At 55.3% G+C, this 16778-nt stretch carries 10 protein-coding genes and 3 tRNA genes; 5 read left to right on the top strand and 8 right to left on the bottom strand.

Annotated elements, in window-relative coordinates; translation table 11 throughout:
• Positions 1-371: 371 nt before the first annotated feature.
• Positions 372-3185: a hypothetical protein gene (locus JW953_08875; protein ID MBN1992809.1), complete on the bottom strand. Its 2814-nt coding sequence runs from the start codon at positions 3183-3185 to the stop codon at positions 372-374.
• Positions 3186-3299: 114 nt separating this feature from the next.
• Here JW953_08875 and JW953_08880 point away from each other — a divergent pair, with 114 nt between their 5' ends.
• The 5 genes from JW953_08880 to JW953_08900 all read left to right on the top strand — a co-directional run bounded on the left by JW953_08880 (position 3300) and on the right by JW953_08900 (position 7595).
• Positions 3300-6173: a molybdopterin-dependent oxidoreductase gene (locus tag JW953_08880; GenBank protein MBN1992810.1), complete on the top strand. Its 2874-nt coding sequence runs from the start codon at positions 3300-3302 to the stop codon at positions 6171-6173.
• Positions 6174-6372: 199 nt separating this feature from the next.
• Positions 6373-7218, top strand: a complete 846-nt coding sequence (locus JW953_08885) for an MBL fold metallo-hydrolase (GenBank protein MBN1992811.1) — start codon at positions 6373-6375, stop codon at positions 7216-7218.
• Between the two features lie 104 nt (positions 7219-7322).
• Positions 7323-7396: transfer RNA gene (locus tag JW953_08890), tRNA-Pro, on the top strand.
• A gap of 20 nt (positions 7397-7416) precedes the next feature.
• A tRNA-Pro gene (locus JW953_08895) sits at positions 7417-7490 on the top strand.
• Positions 7491-7522: 32 nt separating this feature from the next.
• Positions 7523-7595, top strand: a tRNA-Thr gene (locus JW953_08900).
• Between the two features lie 119 nt (positions 7596-7714).
• Here JW953_08900 and JW953_08905 read toward each other — a convergent pair.
• From JW953_08905 to JW953_08935, 7 genes are all read right to left on the bottom strand, one after another.
• Entirely contained in the window at positions 7715-8671 is a 957-nt protein-coding gene (locus JW953_08905) for a hypothetical protein (GenBank protein MBN1992812.1), read from the bottom strand.
• A 239-nt stretch (positions 8672-8910) separates the two neighbouring features.
• Positions 8911-9732: a GNAT family N-acetyltransferase gene (locus JW953_08910; GenBank protein MBN1992813.1), complete on the bottom strand. Its 822-nt coding sequence runs from the start codon at positions 9730-9732 to the stop codon at positions 8911-8913.
• Positions 9733-9749: 17 nt separating this feature from the next.
• A complete protein-coding gene (locus JW953_08915; GenBank protein MBN1992814.1) occupies positions 9750-10481 on the bottom strand; it encodes an SDR family oxidoreductase in 732 nt (243 codons plus the stop codon).
• 456 nt (positions 10482-10937) lie between these two features.
• The gene (locus JW953_08920) at positions 10938-11759 is read right to left on the bottom strand and encodes a methyltransferase domain-containing protein (protein ID MBN1992815.1); all 822 of its coding nucleotides are present in this window, start codon (positions 11757-11759) and stop codon (positions 10938-10940) included.
• Positions 11760-11823: 64 nt separating this feature from the next.
• Positions 11824-14355 (bottom strand): glycosyltransferase family 39 protein, encoded by a 2532-nt coding sequence (locus tag JW953_08925; GenBank protein ID MBN1992816.1) that lies wholly within the window; start codon positions 14353-14355, stop codon positions 11824-11826.
• 1 nt (position 14356) lies between these two features.
• Positions 14357-15373, bottom strand: a complete 1017-nt coding sequence (locus JW953_08930) for an ornithine cyclodeaminase family protein (GenBank protein MBN1992817.1) — start codon at positions 15371-15373, stop codon at positions 14357-14359.
• Positions 15374-15605: 232 nt separating this feature from the next.
• Positions 15606-16748 (bottom strand): glycosyltransferase family 4 protein, encoded by a 1143-nt coding sequence (locus tag JW953_08935; protein ID MBN1992818.1) that lies wholly within the window; start codon positions 16746-16748, stop codon positions 15606-15608.
• Positions 16749-16778: the final 30 nt, after the last annotated feature.

Raw genomic sequence — 16778 nt, forward strand, 5'->3', positions numbered from 1 at the left:
TCTTCCACGGCCTGGTGTTTGCCGATGATCACTTTTTCTACGTTGCCCATCACTTTCTGGGCAAAGGTTTGCACAATTTCCATTTTTAGCAAAGCTCCTTCTTATTATGGGTGAGATTATCTACAAAGTATAGCATACAAACAATCGGCAGTAAGGTCATCCCTCCCTGGTAGTATCTTGGTTGTCAAGCGGTTTAGGTGGTCAACCGGGCCAGGCCCATACTCATAACCATACACCAAGAATTTGCCCAGGTCAATGGCATTTTTGTCAAATAAGTGACCTTGGGCCGGCATTTTAGGGCCAACAAGAGACGTTAAAGACAGGTTGTTTGCCCTTTGGCCCTCGTATATTATACGTAACCAGGGGCAAATTTAATCACGCTGGCTGATGATGATTTTATCTACCGCCGCCGCCAGGTTACGGACATCCGGCGCAGCCCCCAGGCGCAGGTAGGCAGGATCGCCGCTTGTTTGCAGGGCTGTGCCCGGCCCGGCCCCTTTCACGCCGATGGCGGAGAAGGGCGGGTTAAGATGTTCGCTTGACAGGCCAAGAGTTTGCAGGGCGGCCAGCGTCTCGGTAGTAAAGAAAGCGGCGGCTTCCGTCCCCTGCGTGGCCACAATCACAATGTGGCCGGGGGGGATGTCTGTAATAAATTGGCTTAGGGCAGCGGCTTCAAACTCGTTGGCGGCGGTGTCAAAACCTTTTATTTTGACTACTTGACCGGATTTCAGGTCTATCACCGCCAGGTTGACCCCGCGCCGGTGGGCCGAAGCGTCAATAGCCTCAGCGCCAAAACCAACGGTGACAAAGGCAAAGTCGCTGCTGCTGTTGACCTCCAGGTCAACCGGCGTTTCCGCGCCTGTGCCGCCAACGGCCCGGTTGGCCGGCAATACCCGGCGGGGTTGGGCGGTGTGGGCAAAGCGCAGCGTTAAACGGTTCAGCCCTTCTTGTAAATAAGTCTCTGGCAAAACGGTTTCAATGGTTTGCCAGCCTTTGTTGAGGGAAAAACTGGAGGGCAAGGGGTGTCCGTTAAGGGTTAACTGAAGGGTTTGTTCCGGCATCCCCGGATAGTCAAAGGGAGCAAGGTGAATGGACAACTGGCGGTTGCCGCTGCCGCGCCTGGGGAAAAAGACGAGTGCGGTAGTATCCGTAGCCCAGTTGGCCGTGGCGGCAAAGATTTCTTCGTTACTGGCCCAGCCTTCGCCTCGGTAAGGGTCACTGGTCCAATCGCCAAAATCAAGAATGAGGGGATTGGGCAAGGGCGTCTGCTCTATAGCAAAGGCCTCTACCGCTGACGTCTGGTAGCGGGGAACGGGCTGGTGGGGAATGAGGTCAAACGCAAGCGTTCGCGTAGCCAGGAAGGTATCTTCATAAGGTTTGCGGTGTTCTATGGGGCTGTGGATGACCAGGTATTTGACGTTATAAAGGGCCATCAACTCGGCGGCTTGTTGGCGCGCCCGGGCCAGGGTGATTTCATCCACGCTGCGGTAGAGTTCGGTTTCGGTGAGGGCGGAAAAAAGGGGGATGTTGGCGTAGTAGTCAAACTTAAAAGCTGGGTTGCGGGAGGTATTGCCGCCAAGGATGGGCCGGTGGTGGGCGGCCTGGTAATATTGCAGTTGGGTCCGTTCGGCCCCCAAGGTGCCGTAGCTGTTGCGCCAGCCCAGCGGCAATTGCAGCAGGGTAAAGTCATTCGCCTCGGCCCCAATTTGATAGTAGATTTCCGGGATACGGGCATCAGTGAGCGGGAGTGGAACACTGTATTGATCAAACAGAAGCAGAGAAAGAAGAATAAAGAATGAGAAAATAGAAATTAAAAAATGCCTGTTTTTGGGGCCGCTATCTTGTCCTAAATCTTTATTTCTAATTTCTAGTTTGCCTAACAGCCAAGCTATGGCAAAACCAACCAACACGGCCATACTCAAACTCAGTGGAATGCCAAAGCGGTTGGGCACGCGGTGGGCGTTGAGCACGGGCAGGTAGTGCAGCAGGGCAAAAGGCAAGGGAAACGTGACCTCAAGGCCGTCCAGGTTAAAACGGTTCTGGCCGTTAATGGTTAGCAGCGGCCCCAGGCTGAGAATAGTAAAAATGATGACGCCCCCCAACCAAACCCACCCTTGTTTGCGGCGCACGGCAAAACCCAGCAAGGCCAGGGCCAGAATGCCGTAGCCCAGAAAAAGGGTGTTGGCATCGTTGAAGCGGCCGGTGCCTTCGATGACGGCGCGTAACTCGGTGATCCAGTCTACTCCAGCCAGAGGATGCAGTGGCGTGAGGGTAAAAAGGCCGGCCAGGTCGGCGCTGAGTTTGAGACCCTCGCCCCAGCCCGGTTGGGCATAGGCGGGATCGAGAAAGTCGGGCAAAACCGAGAGAACAAAAGGGGCGGTGAAAATTAGCGTAAACAGCACAATCAAGGCCAGAGCCGATAGCGTTTTAATGAGGGCAGAATTTGAGCGTCGTTCCTGTTTCCAGGTTTTAACCCACTCACCTCCAACTACTAACAGGGTAATGAAGATCAAAAAAACGCTGTAGGTCAACTCGGCGTAGAGGCAAAAGGCGGCAAACAGGCTGGTAGTCAGGATGTGTTTTTTGATGTTCCCGTCGCGCAGTGTTTTTAACAGAAACAGGGTGTAAAAGGGAAACCATTGAATGGTCACAAAATTGTAATGGCCCAGGGCCACATACATCATGCGGCTGGCGGAAAAGGCGTACACGCTTCCGGCGGCAAAAGCGGCCAGGTAGGAAGTAGGCGACATATTTGTTGGGGGTGTAACATGTGCCGCAGGCTGGCCCATATTTGTTTGATAAAGTAGATAAAGTGAAAGCAAAAACATACCGTAGGCGCTGGAAACGTAAGAAAAGAGCAGGGCCAGGTTTTGGGCCAGGGGCAACGAAAAAGCAAGCTGGAGAGGCAGGCCAAAGGCGGCGTTAAAGAGATTAAAAGTGTAGGTGGTCAGGTTGACGCCCAACGGGAAAAAGATATAGGTTGACACCAGCGGCGTCTGCTGTAAATTTAACAGGCTGAATTTGAACCACCACATATTCCAGATAAAGGTGGCTTCGTCAAAGGCCCAGGTGGCTTCACCGGGGATGTGGCTGGTCAGGTGAACGGCCAGCGGCCAGGTGAGAATGAGGGCCAGTAAGAGGTAAAATCCAATAACTATCAGGTGTAGCCGAAGTTGTTTTTTCATAGCGGCCATGATACCACGAGTGGCTCAATTGGGAAATTGACCGCGATTTGTGTTATAATAAATAAAGTATTCACTATAAAAATTGTTGAACTCAGCGGATGATGAGGAGAAAGCATGACCCGTTTAAAATTGACCGTCAACGGCAACCCACACACTTTAGACGTGCCCGAATTTCGCTTTTTGGCCCAGGTGCTGCGCTATGATCTGGGTCTGACCGGCACCAAAATCGGCTGCAACGAGGCCGAGTGCGGCATCTGCACGGTGCTGGTCAATGGAACGCCGGTGAACTCCTGCATCTATCCGGCCTTCAAAGCTCAAGGTGCAGAGATTGAAACCATTGAAGGTTTGACGGCCAACGGTCAATTGCACCCGCTGCAACAAGCCTTTATTGACCACGCCGCCGTGCAGTGCGGTTTTTGCACCCCCGGTCTGATAATGAACGCCAAAGCCTTGCTTGATAGCAAAACTGCCGCCGGCGAGCCGGTGACGGAACACGACATAAAAGTGGCTTTGAAAGACGCCTACTGCCGCTGCACCGGTTACACCAGCATTATCCGGGCCATTCGCCAGGCCGCAGGTGAGGATGTTCCGCCTGACATTCCCTCTGTGCAGGAGCCGGGCCAGGCCGTTGGCCGTCCCCTGCCCCATCCTACCTCTCTGGAAAAAGTCACCGGCCGGGCTATGTTCACCGATGATTATGCTTTTCCAGGGATGCTTTACGCCCGCACCAAACGGGCCGGCATTCCCCATGCCAAAATCCTCTCTATCAACATCAGCGCGGCGGAAGCCCTGTCCGGCGTCCGCGCCGTGTTGACCCACAAAGACGTGCCGGGCCGCAAAAATCACGGCCTGGTGGAAACCGATTGGCCCACGCTGTGTTACGATAAAGTGCGCTACACGGGCGACGCCGTAGCCATTGTGGCCGCCGACACGGAAGAAATTGCGGCCCAGGCTCTGGACTTGATAGAGGTTGATTACCAGCCGTTGCCCATCGTGCCCGATCCTATTTTGGCCCGCCAGCCGGACGCGCCCATTTTGCACGATGACCGGCCGGAGGGTAATTTGCTCAAACACATCAAAGTGCGCAAAGGTGATATAGCGGCCGGCTTTGCCCAGGCCGACGTGATTGTAGAACGCACTTATCATACGCCTATGACCGAACACGCCTTCCTTGAGCCGGAGTGCGCCATTGCTGTGCCTGCCGGCTATAATCCCGCCGATTTTGGTGGAAATGTGGACCGCTCTGCCGACCGGGGCGTAACCGCCAGCCATCCCAAATTGACCGTTTATGTGGGCAGCCAGATCCCCTATGCCGACCGGGAGCAAATTGCGGCCTGTCTGGGTGTGGAAAACGAAGCAGTGCGCGTCATCGGCACCCTGGTGGGTGGCGGTTTTGGCGGTAAGGAGGATGTTATGGGCCAGATACACGTGGCGCTGCTGGCCCAAAAAACCGGGCGTCCGGTAAAAATGCTTTACACCCGCCAGGAGAGTTTACAGGCGCATCCCAAACGCCACGCCACCGTGATCCGCGTAAAAACGGGCGCCGCCAAAACAGGCCGATTGACGGCGGTGGAAGCGGAATTATTTGGCGACAGCGGCGCCTACGCCAGCTTGGGCGAGAAGGTGATGACTCGCGCCACCACCCACGCTTCCGGGCCTTACGACGTGCCTCATGTGAAAGTGGATTGTTATGCCATGTATACCAACAATCCCCCCTGCGGCGCGTTCCGCGGTTTTGGTGTTACCCAGAGCGCCTTTGCCGTCGAGAGCAATATGGACCAGGTGGCTGAACAATTGGGCTTGGACCCTCTTGAATTCCGTCGCCTCAATGCGCTGGAGGTGGGCGCAATGACCTGCACCGGCCAGTTGCTGCGCGAGAGTGTGGGTCTTAAAGAGTGTATAGTCGCGCTGGAAAGCGAGATGCAGACTCACCATACCCAACGGGGAGAGTCCTTTTGTTGGCGATGGCGCGAGGGCGGCAAACATTACGCCTGGGGGATCGCTTTGGCTTACAAAAATACCGGCCTGGGTGGGGGCGCGCCCGATAAAGCCGAGGTCGAGGTGGAAGTTTGGGTGGATCCCCGCCGGGGAACGATGGCCGAAGTCCGCACCTCGTCGGCGGAGATGGGGCAGGGTTTACCGGCCGTGCTGGCCCAGGTGACGGCAGAAATGTTGGGCCTGCCTTATGCCAAGGTGCAGGTGTTGCTCAGCGATACCGACCGTACCCCCGACGGCGGCCCCACCACGGCCAGCCGCCAAACCTATCTCAGCGGCAATGCGGCCCGTTACGCGGCTCAGGGTGTTCGGCAGGTGTTGGCTGCGGCGGCAGCGGAACGTTTGAACTGTGCGCCGGACGAATTGGTGTTTGCCAACGGCCAAATCTGGATAAATGGTGATGCGGTAGATATAGCCCAGGCCGTTGCCTGGGCCAAAGAAGAAGGGCGTGAAACTAGAGTCTCTTATGAATACTGGGCGCCCAAAACCCAGCCGCTTGGCACCGGCGGCGATATGCACATCGCTTTTGGTTTTGGGGCCCAGGCAGCATTGGTCGAAGTTGACGTTGAAACCGGTCAGGTGCAAATTCAAAAAATCATTGGGGTACACGATGTAGGCCGGGCCATCAACCCCCAGACGCTCCAGGGGCAAATAGAAGGGGGCATGGTCATGTGTATGGGTTATGCCCTGACCGAGCATTATGTAATGGAAAACGGCCAACCCTGGACTAACGTTTTTGCCCGTTACAAGATACCCGGGATCAAACACACCCCGGAAATCGTTTCGCGTTTGGTGGAGCATAAGACGACGGATGGGCCTTATGGGGCCAAAGGCGTGGGTGAATTGCCCAGCATCCCCACCGCCCCGGCCATCGCCAATGCCATTTACCATGCTACCGGCGTTCGGGTGTTGAGCCTGCCCGTTGACCAGGACGCGCTTCTGCGAGCCATCAGCGCCGGCCAACGGAAAGTGTTGGCGGCCTGGGGGGACTAACGACCAACGACCAACGACCATTGACCAATGACCAACGAGTAGTCGAGTTCGTCATTCGTCATTCGTCCTTCGTCCGTCGTCGTCAAACAACCGCTGCGCGGCAATTTGTAGCTTAAATATCTGCTATTTCTCTTGATAATCCAAATCAATTGTGCTAAACTACATCACGTTTTAAGCCACCATGCCAAAGGGATGGACCATGCTCCAAGAAATTGCCGACCGAGTTTTTGTTGACCTGGATTATGAAGGGGCCAATGTTGGCTGCATTTTAACCGATGAGGGCGCGATTGTGGTTGACACGCCGATGATCCCCGAAGACGGTAAACGTTGGGCCAAAACCGTTTCAGAATTAACGGATAGGGTGTTGTACGTTTTCAACACCGACCACCACCGGGCCCACATTATGGGCAATCAATTCTTTGATGCGCCTGTTTTGGCGCATGAAGCGGCCTGGAAAGAAATGGCCAATTATAAAGAAACCTTCATCGAACGGACCAAAAATCTATTCAAAAAGCGTCCCGACATTCAAAGACAATTTAACCAGGTCAGGATCATCAAGCCGGAACTCTGTTTTACCGGCAAACTGGTGATCCAAAAAGGGGGGCGCGAGTTGCACTTTTTATACCTGGGGGGGCATACCCCGGCCACCAGCGGCCTGTTTTTGCCCAACGAGCGCATTCTCTTTACCGGCGATTTGGTGGTGGTAAATGAGCATCCCGCCCTGGGCCAGTGCAACAGCGAAGAATGGTTGGCCAGGTCGCGCTGGCTGCGCCGGCAGAGTTACTCAATGATTGTGCCGGGCCATGGGCCGCTCTGTAACGTGGAAGCCACCGAGCCGGTGTCGGAGTATATCCGGGCTATGCGCTCCAAAGTCCGTAGCCAATATAAATCGGGCCGCACCAAGGCCGAAGCTGCCGTGGTGATTAGCCAGATGATTGATTTTTTCCCTTACCGGGCGGGCGAAAAATCCATCATCGAAAAACGGATCAGGGCCGGGGTGAGCCGGGTGTATGATGAAATGAAGGCCATTTATGGCCAAGCGTGAGCCTTATGTTTTTTGACAGCAATCTCTGCTCATGCTATACTCCCGTTTTGCCAGAGGAAAGGTTTTGCTCGCAAATTATTATTTAGGGCAAAACCGAGAAGTGGCGGGATGTAGCGCAGTCCGGTAGCGCGCTTCGTTCGGGACGAAGAGGCCGGCGGTTCAAATCCGCCCATCCCGACTTCATTAAAAATCCAATAGCGGGGCGTGGCGCAGTCCGGTAGCGTGCTTGAATGGGGTTCAAGAGGTCGACGGTTCAAATCCGTCCGCCCCGACAGAATACAATTATCAATTCAAATAAAAAATTGCCCACGTAGCTCAGTCGGTAGAGCAACGCCTTGGTAAGGCGTAGGTCGGCGGTTCAAATCCGCCCGTGGGCTTGGCACCATGCAAAAAACGGCCTTAAAGAAAGGCCGTTTTTTTATTAGTATCAGTAGATCCAAATTTTCGTAGGGCGACATCCCTATGCCGTCCGCGAAGGCATCAGGATGCCTTCGCTCTATTCAACCAACCCCCATCCCTTTCCCATCGCTTCATCAAAATTACCGATAAAGACCCACCAGTTTTGTAAAGGGCGACTTTTGTAGGTTAAACCGTTGTTTGCGCCGGGCAGGTTTTGCATCCAGTAGATGAACCAGGTCAGGCTGTCGCCGTTCCAGCGCTCACAGTTGAGGCGTTTTTTAGGCCCGGTGCCGTCGGGCTGCCAGTCTTCAATGTCGGTTAAAACATAGCGGGGATTGGCCCAATCGTAATCGCGCTTGGCATTGGGCGGATAGTGGGCCCAGCCGCAGCCGGGCCGGACGATTTTGTGGGAGTGGTCGCTGCCCACAAATTTACCCCAGAAAAGCAGGTTGGGCCACCGGGCGGGTGGGGTTCTATCACGACCGTCTACGTAATTCAGTACGGCCTCAATCTGGTGGACGTGGTCCTCTACCGCTTCGGCCGGGCCACGTTGGTAATTGTAGTGATACACGGTGTAGGTTTTGGGCAATACCGGCAGGTCATGCGGATCGCGGTCGCTGTTGCTGATGTCGCCAAAGGGACCGGCCATGTTCGACTCCCATAAGTCAATCACGCCGCCGTGATACCCCCATAACCACACCTCTTTGACACCCTTTTCTTCCACCCAATGGCCAATATCCACCCGTTTCATAATGGCGTTGTAATCCGTCATTGGCGCGCGGTGGCCCGGTTTATGGTGCGTGGGCAATGGTTCTAAAAACTCAAGCGTCGCCAGAATTTTGTATTGCAGGCTTGGTTGAGCGGCAGGGTTTTTGTAGCCATGATAAGAGCTGCCCTGTTCCAGGGCTTGCCTCACCCGGGCCGTGGTACGTTCAACGTGGGCTCGGATGTCGTCGAGCGGCGCGTCAACATCCCCGGTTATAGCGCGATTGATCCGGCCATTTTTAACCGGGTAATAGTTGATGACCAGGGTAGGGATTTGGAATGGTTTCACATGGGCCTCCAACGGGATTTATCCCAAATGTTAGATAGGGGGGCAACAACCGGCGGGTCGCCCCCTCCTGAGTTACCAAAAAATTGGCGACGCTCTTCCCAAAGAAAACAGCTTCATCAATCCGTCACTGTGGTTTACTCGGTTGATAGGCTAACTTTGTTGGGTTGGCGCTCATCAGAGAATTCCACTAACTATAATACCGTGAACGGGGCCTAAAGTTTCATGGATTTCTGAAGGGGCTAGACATTCTTGGAATATGAATATATCCCGATTTTACAATAAACCTCAAATCCCAGCCGATGATACAGCCGTAAGGCATTGGGGTAGGTGGTCTGGAGGGTGCCGATGGCGTAACCCAAGGTCAGGGCCTCCTGGTAAGTTCTTATTGTCAACCAGGTCCCAATTCCCTGCCCCCGGGCTTGGGGGCAGGTTACCAGGTTATAAAGGCCGGCGACATTTCCATCCAGAAAAAGCGTGCTGATGCCCACTGTTTTTCCCCGGTGTTGGACTATGTAGTGGCGCTCGGCGGTACCTGGCCCCAAGCTGGCGAGGGCCAGAGCGTCCAAATAAACTTGATCAAATGAGATAGGAAAACCGGCCAGTAGAAGATTGTACCATTCGGCCAGAGTTGTTTTGTTTTTAACCCTTTCAAAAGTTAATTTGGGTAGGGGTGGTGCTATGGGCTGGGCCAAATTGTGTAGATTCGTGGCCATGCCCATCATGTCACGATTGTGGGTTAAACCATGATTTTGTAGATGCTGGCCCATGTTTTGGGGAGCAGTGGCCGGCCCAACCCACCATTTCAGCGGCAACCGGCGGGCTTTGAAGGGGGCCAGAGTGGCCTCGATACTGGCGTCAATCTCTCCCAGGGCAAAGGTTGCGCTAACGACACCGTTGCCGGCGGGTAAAGTGGGGCCGGTGATGAACCAGATTGGATTGGGACCGTGGATCTCCCCGTTGAAGAGGCGGGGAAAATACAATGATCGCTCAATCAGGTTCGCCTCGATCAAGTTCATCAGATCCTGGCTGGATAAATCCTCATAGGTTTTAGATGAGTTCACGGCTCATCCTTTAAATTTTATCTCATAAAAAGGCCGCCGTTGACGTCAACGGTTTCGCCGGTCATAAAATCATTTTCAATCAGCATTTTAATGGCCATGGCAATGTGGATGGCTTTGCCGTTTACCTTTAAGGGCGTGTTGTTTTTGAAATTTTGCATTTGCTCCGGGGTGGAGACTTTTTGATGAAACGGCGTTTCAATGACGCCCGGCGCAACGGCGTTAACCCGAATGTCCGGGGCCAGCTCTTTGGCCAGGCCCCGCGTGAAGGCATCAATGGCCGATTTGGCTGCGCCATAAATGGTAGCGGTGGGGGCGCCATGCCGGATCGCAATTGAGGTCAGGTTGATGATACACGGCTGGCTGCCGTTTTTGAGCAGAGGAATGCAGAGCGAGGAGAGTTTCATCACCGAGAATACATTGAGCGCAAAAATTTGCTCCATCAGCGGCCACTCAAGGGCTGTAACCGGCTGTCTTTTGATCAGGCCACCGGCGTTGTTGACCAGAACGTCCAGGTGGTCATACTTTTCGCGCACCTCGTCAAAAATTTTAACGCAGCCGGCTTCGGTGGACACATTGGCCTGAATGAGGTGGGCCTGGCCTCCTGCCTGACCGACTTCCACGGCCACTTTTTCTGCTTCCGTTTTGGAAGCGTTATAGTGCACAATGATGGTATTATTTTGGGCTAAATACCTGGCTGTTTCGGCGCCAATGCCGGTGCTGGCGCCGGTGATTAAGATGCTCTTTGACATTTGTGCCTCCTGTGTTGTTTGTTGAGTTTGGGGATTACCACTTCACTCGTTTAAGTTATCCCCCATCGTAACCCCACTTTTACTTAAAGACAACTTTGCCGGCAAAACAATTTAAGCTAAGGGCCATGAATTGATTAGATGTTCTCTAACCCGGACAAAGGCGCGTTGCTTCCAGGCCGGAACCAAAAAGGATTTTTACCACAAAGGCACAAAGGACACAAAAACCACAAAGAATCTTGGTGACTTCGTGCGCTTGGTGGCTTTGTGGTTCATGTTCTTGGCCAAAAAGCAAGGATTCAACTGCTAAGGCCCTAATAAAATTGTCTTATCTATTGGACACAGATGAACACAGATTCGACAGATTTTTTTGACTTTTGTCCGTGTTTATCTGTGGGCGCTGGGTCCAAAGTTGCTACACCCCTTATTGAGGAATAACTCTATTGTTGAGGCCCTGCATTATGAATCGACTGGGGAGACACTTTTCACCCCCAACCCCTTAAAAAAGGTATAACAGAACGTGCCGTCTTCTGCGGTGGCCCGGTACAGATCGGCAATGCCCTTATCCCAGGTTTTTTTATCAATCAAGCTTAAGGCCAGGGCTTGCGCTTGCACCGCTTCAACCATGGCAATAAATGTTTTCCGGCTGAATCCTTCCACCAGCGCCGGTTTGCTGGCGTCAACATACACCATGCGCGGCGATACGCTGACCTGCGCAAATCCGGCCCGGCGCAGCAGGGGGTAGAGTTGCCGGCCAATGCGCGAATTCCCCTTAAGCCGGGCCTGGAGGTCAATTAAACATTGCACCGCCCGTGAGGCCTCGGCGCTGGCCGGATGGCTGTAGTAGGAACCGTGGTCGCCTTCGATGACGGTGATGGAACCGCCCGGTTTTAGCACTCTTTTGAGCCTGGCCAGCGCCTCGACAGGTTCCGCCAGATGTTCCAGCACAAAACAGACAAAAATGTGGTCAAAGCCATTGTCGGCAAAAGGTAAGTCAAAAATATTGGCCTTTTTGAAGGTGACATTATTTAACTTGCGCCGGTTGACGGTCGCCCTGGCCTGGTTCAAGGAATCCGGGGAAATATCAATAGCCGTGATCAGGGCTTCGGGGCTATTTTGGGCCAAAATAACGGTTTGCGCCCCGACGCCGCAGCCAACTTCTAAAACAGTGCTCCCCGCCGGATAGTGGGTATCGTAATGTAACAATTCAGCCAGCGTATTGGCCTGGTCCGCCAATCGGGCGGTCTCTTGATTTGAATAGCCGTGCACATACTCTTTCATCGCCACCTCTTTTCTCCTAGAATTGGGATGGTTCATACTTTGACGAATGACCAACGACCAACGACTAACGACCGATCTCAACCATTTCTAAAGTGAGGCTGGTTCCGGCGGGGTTGCCCGCCTCGTCCAATACATCCAGCCGCGCTCCGGTGTCGGCCTGATAAAGGCCGACCTTCAGGGGATAGGTGCCAGGCGAAATTGAGGGGGGCAAGGGGATGGCGTGTTGGTCGGCGATGATTTGGCCGGGCTGCCAAAGCGTGGTGGGATAGCTCCAACACACCGGCCCGCCGTCGGCCTGGGCCGCCGGCCCGGCCTCGCTTTCCAGGTGCGTAAAAACTTGATAACTGGCCGGGATGGGGGCCAGCGCCTGCCAGTACAGCGTCACCGGCACTCGCCCGCCGGGATAGGCCCGGCGCGTATCCAGTTGATAACCAATGAGCCGCACCAGGTGGCCAAAATTGACGGCCAGCGGCACCGCCCCCCGCGCCGAGCGCGCAAAAGCGGCCGGCGTGGCGGTTTGATCAAATTCGCGGGCCAGCCGGGCCTCGTCCAACTGGTCCAGGGTGAGGCTGGCCGGTGTTTGCTGCATGATGCGCATTTGTTTTTGATTGGGCAGGGTCACCGTCCCAATTTGTTGATATTGTGTTTCAATGATCTTGGTTGGAACTTCTACGGGATCAATCAGATCGCCGGCCAGGTAGTAAAATTCCGGCTGAGGGTCGCAGGCGCGGGGCGTGCCGCGGGTGTACCAGGTGGTTACGTCCGGTTCTTCGTTGCTGCCGTAATCGCCGCTCAATTCACCGCTCACAATTTTTTGGCCAATCGCTTTCCAGCCGGCGCGATGGGCAAAGCCAAAAAAACCGGCCCGGGGCAGGTCTGGATAAGGATTCCAGTAAAAGGGTAAATTGCCATGGGGATAATCTTGCCAATATTCAACATCGTGGTGAACAAAGGCGTTCCAGAGAAAGACGGTTGATAGGTAGAGCAAATAGATCAGGATAAAATTAGAAATGAGAAATGAGAAGCGCCTTTTGTAATTTGTAATTTGTAATTCGAGAAGATGATGCCAGCCCAGCGCGGCCAGCAGGGACCAGGCCGGGACAATGGTGTAAATGTGGGTTAAACCCAGGGCCACCACAAAATTATAACCCAGAAAGGGCACGGCCAGCCAGATAATGAGGGCCTGGCCAAAACTGCCAAAGGGAAGGGCCAAAAAGGCGCCGGCCAGCAGCAAGGCAAAGGGGAGAATGGACAGGTTAGTTTGATTGAGCGTCAGCAGGTTGGGCTTAAGAATAACCGCGGCGATACCAAGGGCCAGCAAAACAGGCAGCCGCCAACGGCTCCAGCGGGCCTGCCACAGGAGCCAGAGCAGCAGGCCCAAGACCAGCAGGCCGGTTAGGATGAGGTAATAAGAAGAACTGTAAAAGGTGTTGAAGTGAAAAAAGTTAGGCAAGTTATTGCGCAACTCATCGCCGATGCGCCGGCCCACGTATTGGCCGGTGCGGTTGGCCCGGGGGTCCAGCGTAAAGGGGAGATAAAAAGGCAAGGCGACCAGCAGCAACGCCAGCAGGAACAGCAGACCAGACTTGAGGGCCGGAATTACGTGGCGGCTGATGGCCAACGGTTGGCCGCCGGTATAGAGAGTAAATTGATTATTTTCGGTAAGGGTCGGTGGTCGGTGGTGGGTGGTCGTTACAAACAGCCAGGCCAGGGCCGGCAGCGCCAGAATGGCGTCGTAGTGGGCCAGCAGGCCGGCGCCCAGGCAGAGGCCGCCTAAAACGGCCAGGCGTTGTTGCCCGGTTTGGCGCCATTGCCAGATCAGCAGAAAGGCCATGGCGCTCAGCCACAGCACCAGGGCCTGGTACTGCACAATGCGGCCAAAAGCCACGGCAAAACCGTTAAAGGCAAAAAATCCGGCGGCCAACCAACCGAGCCTCCGGCCCCCTATGTCCCGGCCAATCAAATAAATGGTCACAATAGCCAGGAGAGAGGCAGCCGTAAAGGGCAGGCGGGCGATGAGTTCGTTGGTGGTGCCGGTCAGCCGCCAGAGGGCCAGGGGCAGCAGCACCTCGCCGGGGCCTTTGGCCCGTAAAAAAAGGGCGTCGGCGTGGCCTTCCAGGCTTTCGGCGGCGGCGATCATGGCCAGGGCTTCGTCGCCTTGAAACTCGCTGTAGTGAAGGTTGACGCCCCGCAGCAGCCCGGCGGTAACCAGGATCAACAGAAGGGCCGGGGGCAAAAAGCGAGTGAGGGCCGCGCCGGTTTTGGCCGGGCCGGGGTTGCCTTTTAAAAAAGGGATAAGGCCGACCAGGTTAAGGACGGTCAGCAAGGGCCAGGCCGGTAAAGGGCCGGGCAGATAATGGAGCAGCAGGGCGGCGAGCATCGTCAGGGTATAACTGAGGGCGGCGGCGGCGGTCCAGCGTAGCAGGGCAGGAGAAGTGGCCAGCAGCCGGTTGGCCCAACTCAGGCCGGGCAGCAAGCCGATGAGGAGCAAAGCCCCGGCCACGCGCAAGAGCGCCGCGTTGGGCAAGAGCAGGCTTAGATTGGCCGCCAGTAATAGGCCTAAATAACGCCAGGGTATTTTGTCGGTGGGTGGCATGTTAGCTGATGGGTGGATTTTGGATGTCTATGGCTGAACCGGCCACCCGCTGGCCCACACCCAGGAAGAGCGCCTTTTCCAGGGCCAGCGTGGCCACGGTTGAGTCTTGCGTGTCCAGGCCGGTCAGATCGGCCACGGTTATTTGTTCGGGGTGCGTGCGTCCCGGAATTTTGCCAATGATCAGATCGCCCAACTCACCCTGCACATCATCTTTGCTGATGACGCCGGCGGCCAGGCCGTGGTGAATTTCGCCTACGGCGGCGCACTGTTCGTACTGGTCAACAATGATCACGTCGGCGCGTTGCAACACCTTGGGGTGCAGCTCCTGTTTGTTGGGCCTGTCGCTGCCCACGGCAATAATGTGGACGCCCGGTTTGAGCCATTCGGCCCGGATGAGGGGTTCTTCGCTGGCGGTAGCGGTGATAATGAGGTCTGCCCGGCGCACGGCCTCTTCAATGGAGGAGGCAATTTCCACATTGAGATCGTGGTCTTCAACAATGCGGCGGGCGTAGGTGTCAACTTTTACCGGCGTGCGCCCCCACACCGAAACCAGGCCAATGTTGTTTCTGACCGTCTTTAACGATTTTATTTGGATGTAGGCTTGCTGGCCCGAACCGATCACGGCTACGTGGTCAAGCTGCGGGTTGGCCAGATAGATGGCCGTTAATGCTCCGGCTGCTCCGGCCCGCATACTGGTGACGTACCCGTTATCAAACAGAACGGCCGCCGGAAAGCCGGTGGCGGCATCAAAAACAACCATCAGGCCGCTCTGGGCGGGTAGATTAATGCTTGGATTGTCGCGGAAATTGCTGCCCACCTTGATGACGTAGTAGGGAGCTTCGTCCAAATACGTGCCTTTCACCTGCACTTCGCCGTTGACGGCGGGCAGGTTCAAGGTGAAGTCGCCCGGCACATTCATCCGATTCTCGGCCAGCGCCGCAAAAGCAGCCTCAACCGCGTCAAGGGTTTCGGGGATGGTGATAATTTGGCGTAATTCGTCTTCGTTAAGTAATAACAAGGGCATATGCTGTTAATAAATATTGTTGCTATTCAGGCCACCAACGACCAACGACCAATGACCAATGACCAACGACCAATGACCAACGACCGCCGACCAATGAATGGTCAATTTCGTCGTTCGTCGTTCGTCCTTTGTCCTTCGTCCTTCGTCGTTCGTCCTTCGTCGTTCGTCGTTGGCCCTTCGTCGTTGTAGTCAAGTATAGCATAAATTGGGCCAGAGAGAAACTTGGCTAGATGGAACGTCGGAGAAGTGATTGGTAAACATCCAGTAAACGTTTGGCGGCGGCAGGCCAGGTGAATTTTTGGGCCTGAACAAAGCCTTTTTCTATGGCTTGCCGGCGTTGGGCCGAATCTGTGGCCAGCACCTGCAACGCCTCAGCCAGGGCGGGCAGGTCTGTGGCCGTGATTTGCAAGGCGGATGGGCCGGCCACTTCGGGCAGGCAGGAGTTATTGGCGCACACCACCGGCGTGCCGCAGGCCATGGCCTCGATCACGGGGATGCCAAAACCTTCGTAATGGGAGGGGAAGGCAAAAATGTCGGCCAGGCTGTAGAGCGCGGGCAGGTCGTCGTCGGCCACAAAGCCGATCAGGTGGATCCGGTTGGCCACCGGCGAAGTTTCGGCGGCTTTGAAAATGTCGTGGTAAAGCCAGCCCTTGCCCCCCCCGATGACCAGGTGGTGGGTCTCCCTCACCCGCGATTGGGAAAAAGCCCTGATCAGGCCGGTAAAGTTTTTGCGGGGTTGTAACGCGCCCAGCCCCAAAATGAACTTTTGCGGGGGCAGGCGGTAGCGGCGGCGAACGGCGTCCAGGGCGGCGGGGTCGGTGATGGGCTGGAATCGCTCTTTAACGCCCGCGCCAACAACGGTGATTTTTTGGGCGGGGACGTTGAAGATTTCAATCAAATCGTCTTTGGTGCTGAGAGAATCGGCCAGCACGTGATCGGCGCGGGCCAGGCTGCGGGGCACCACCCGGTTGAGCCACCGGCGCAGGCTGTCCACCGCGCCCTGGGGATGGCGAATAAAGGAAAGATCGTGGACGGTGAGCAGCGTTTTGGCCCGGCCAACCGGGGGCAGGATGAAATTAGGCGAGTGAAACAGGTCCATTGCCCCGGCCAACCATTCCACCGGAACCGGCAGGTATAAACGATGCCAGCCAATGGTCAGCCAGCGTTCCGGCAGCGGGTAGATTTTGTGATTAAAATTTGGATACGACTGGAAAACTTGCAGGCCGGCGCGGGGCGCGTCGGCGGCGGCCAGGAGCGTGTAGCGGTTTTGTTGATCCAATTGGGCCAGGGTGGTGATCAAACCCCGCGCGTAACGGCCAATGCCGCCGCTTTGTTTGAGGGCGGCGGTGTAATCAATAGAAATGTTCAATGTTGAACCTGCCTTGTCGCCGGATCAAAT

It is taken from the genome of Anaerolineae bacterium, from assembly GCA_016931895.1.
Classification (GTDB): domain Bacteria; phylum Chloroflexota; class Anaerolineae; order 4572-78; family J111; genus JAFGNV01.

Coding starts and splice junctions, on each gene's coding strand:
- JW953_08920 (MBN1992815.1), bottom strand. CDS start 11,759: ATGAAAGAGTATGTGCACGGCTATTCAAATCAAGAGACCGCCCGATTG.
- JW953_08915 (MBN1992814.1), bottom strand. CDS start 10,481: ATGTCAAAGAGCATCTTAATCACCGGCGCCAGCACCGGCATTGGCGCC.
- JW953_08875 (MBN1992809.1), bottom strand. CDS start 3,185: ATGAAAAAACAACTTCGGCTACACCTGATAGTTATTGGATTTTACCTC.
- JW953_08885 (MBN1992811.1), top strand. CDS start 6,373: ATGCTCCAAGAAATTGCCGACCGAGTTTTTGTTGACCTGGATTATGAA.
- JW953_08880 (MBN1992810.1), top strand. CDS start 3,300: ATGACCCGTTTAAAATTGACCGTCAACGGCAACCCACACACTTTAGAC.
- JW953_08925 (MBN1992816.1), bottom strand. CDS start 14,355: ATGCCACCCACCGACAAAATACCCTGGCGTTATTTAGGCCTATTACTG.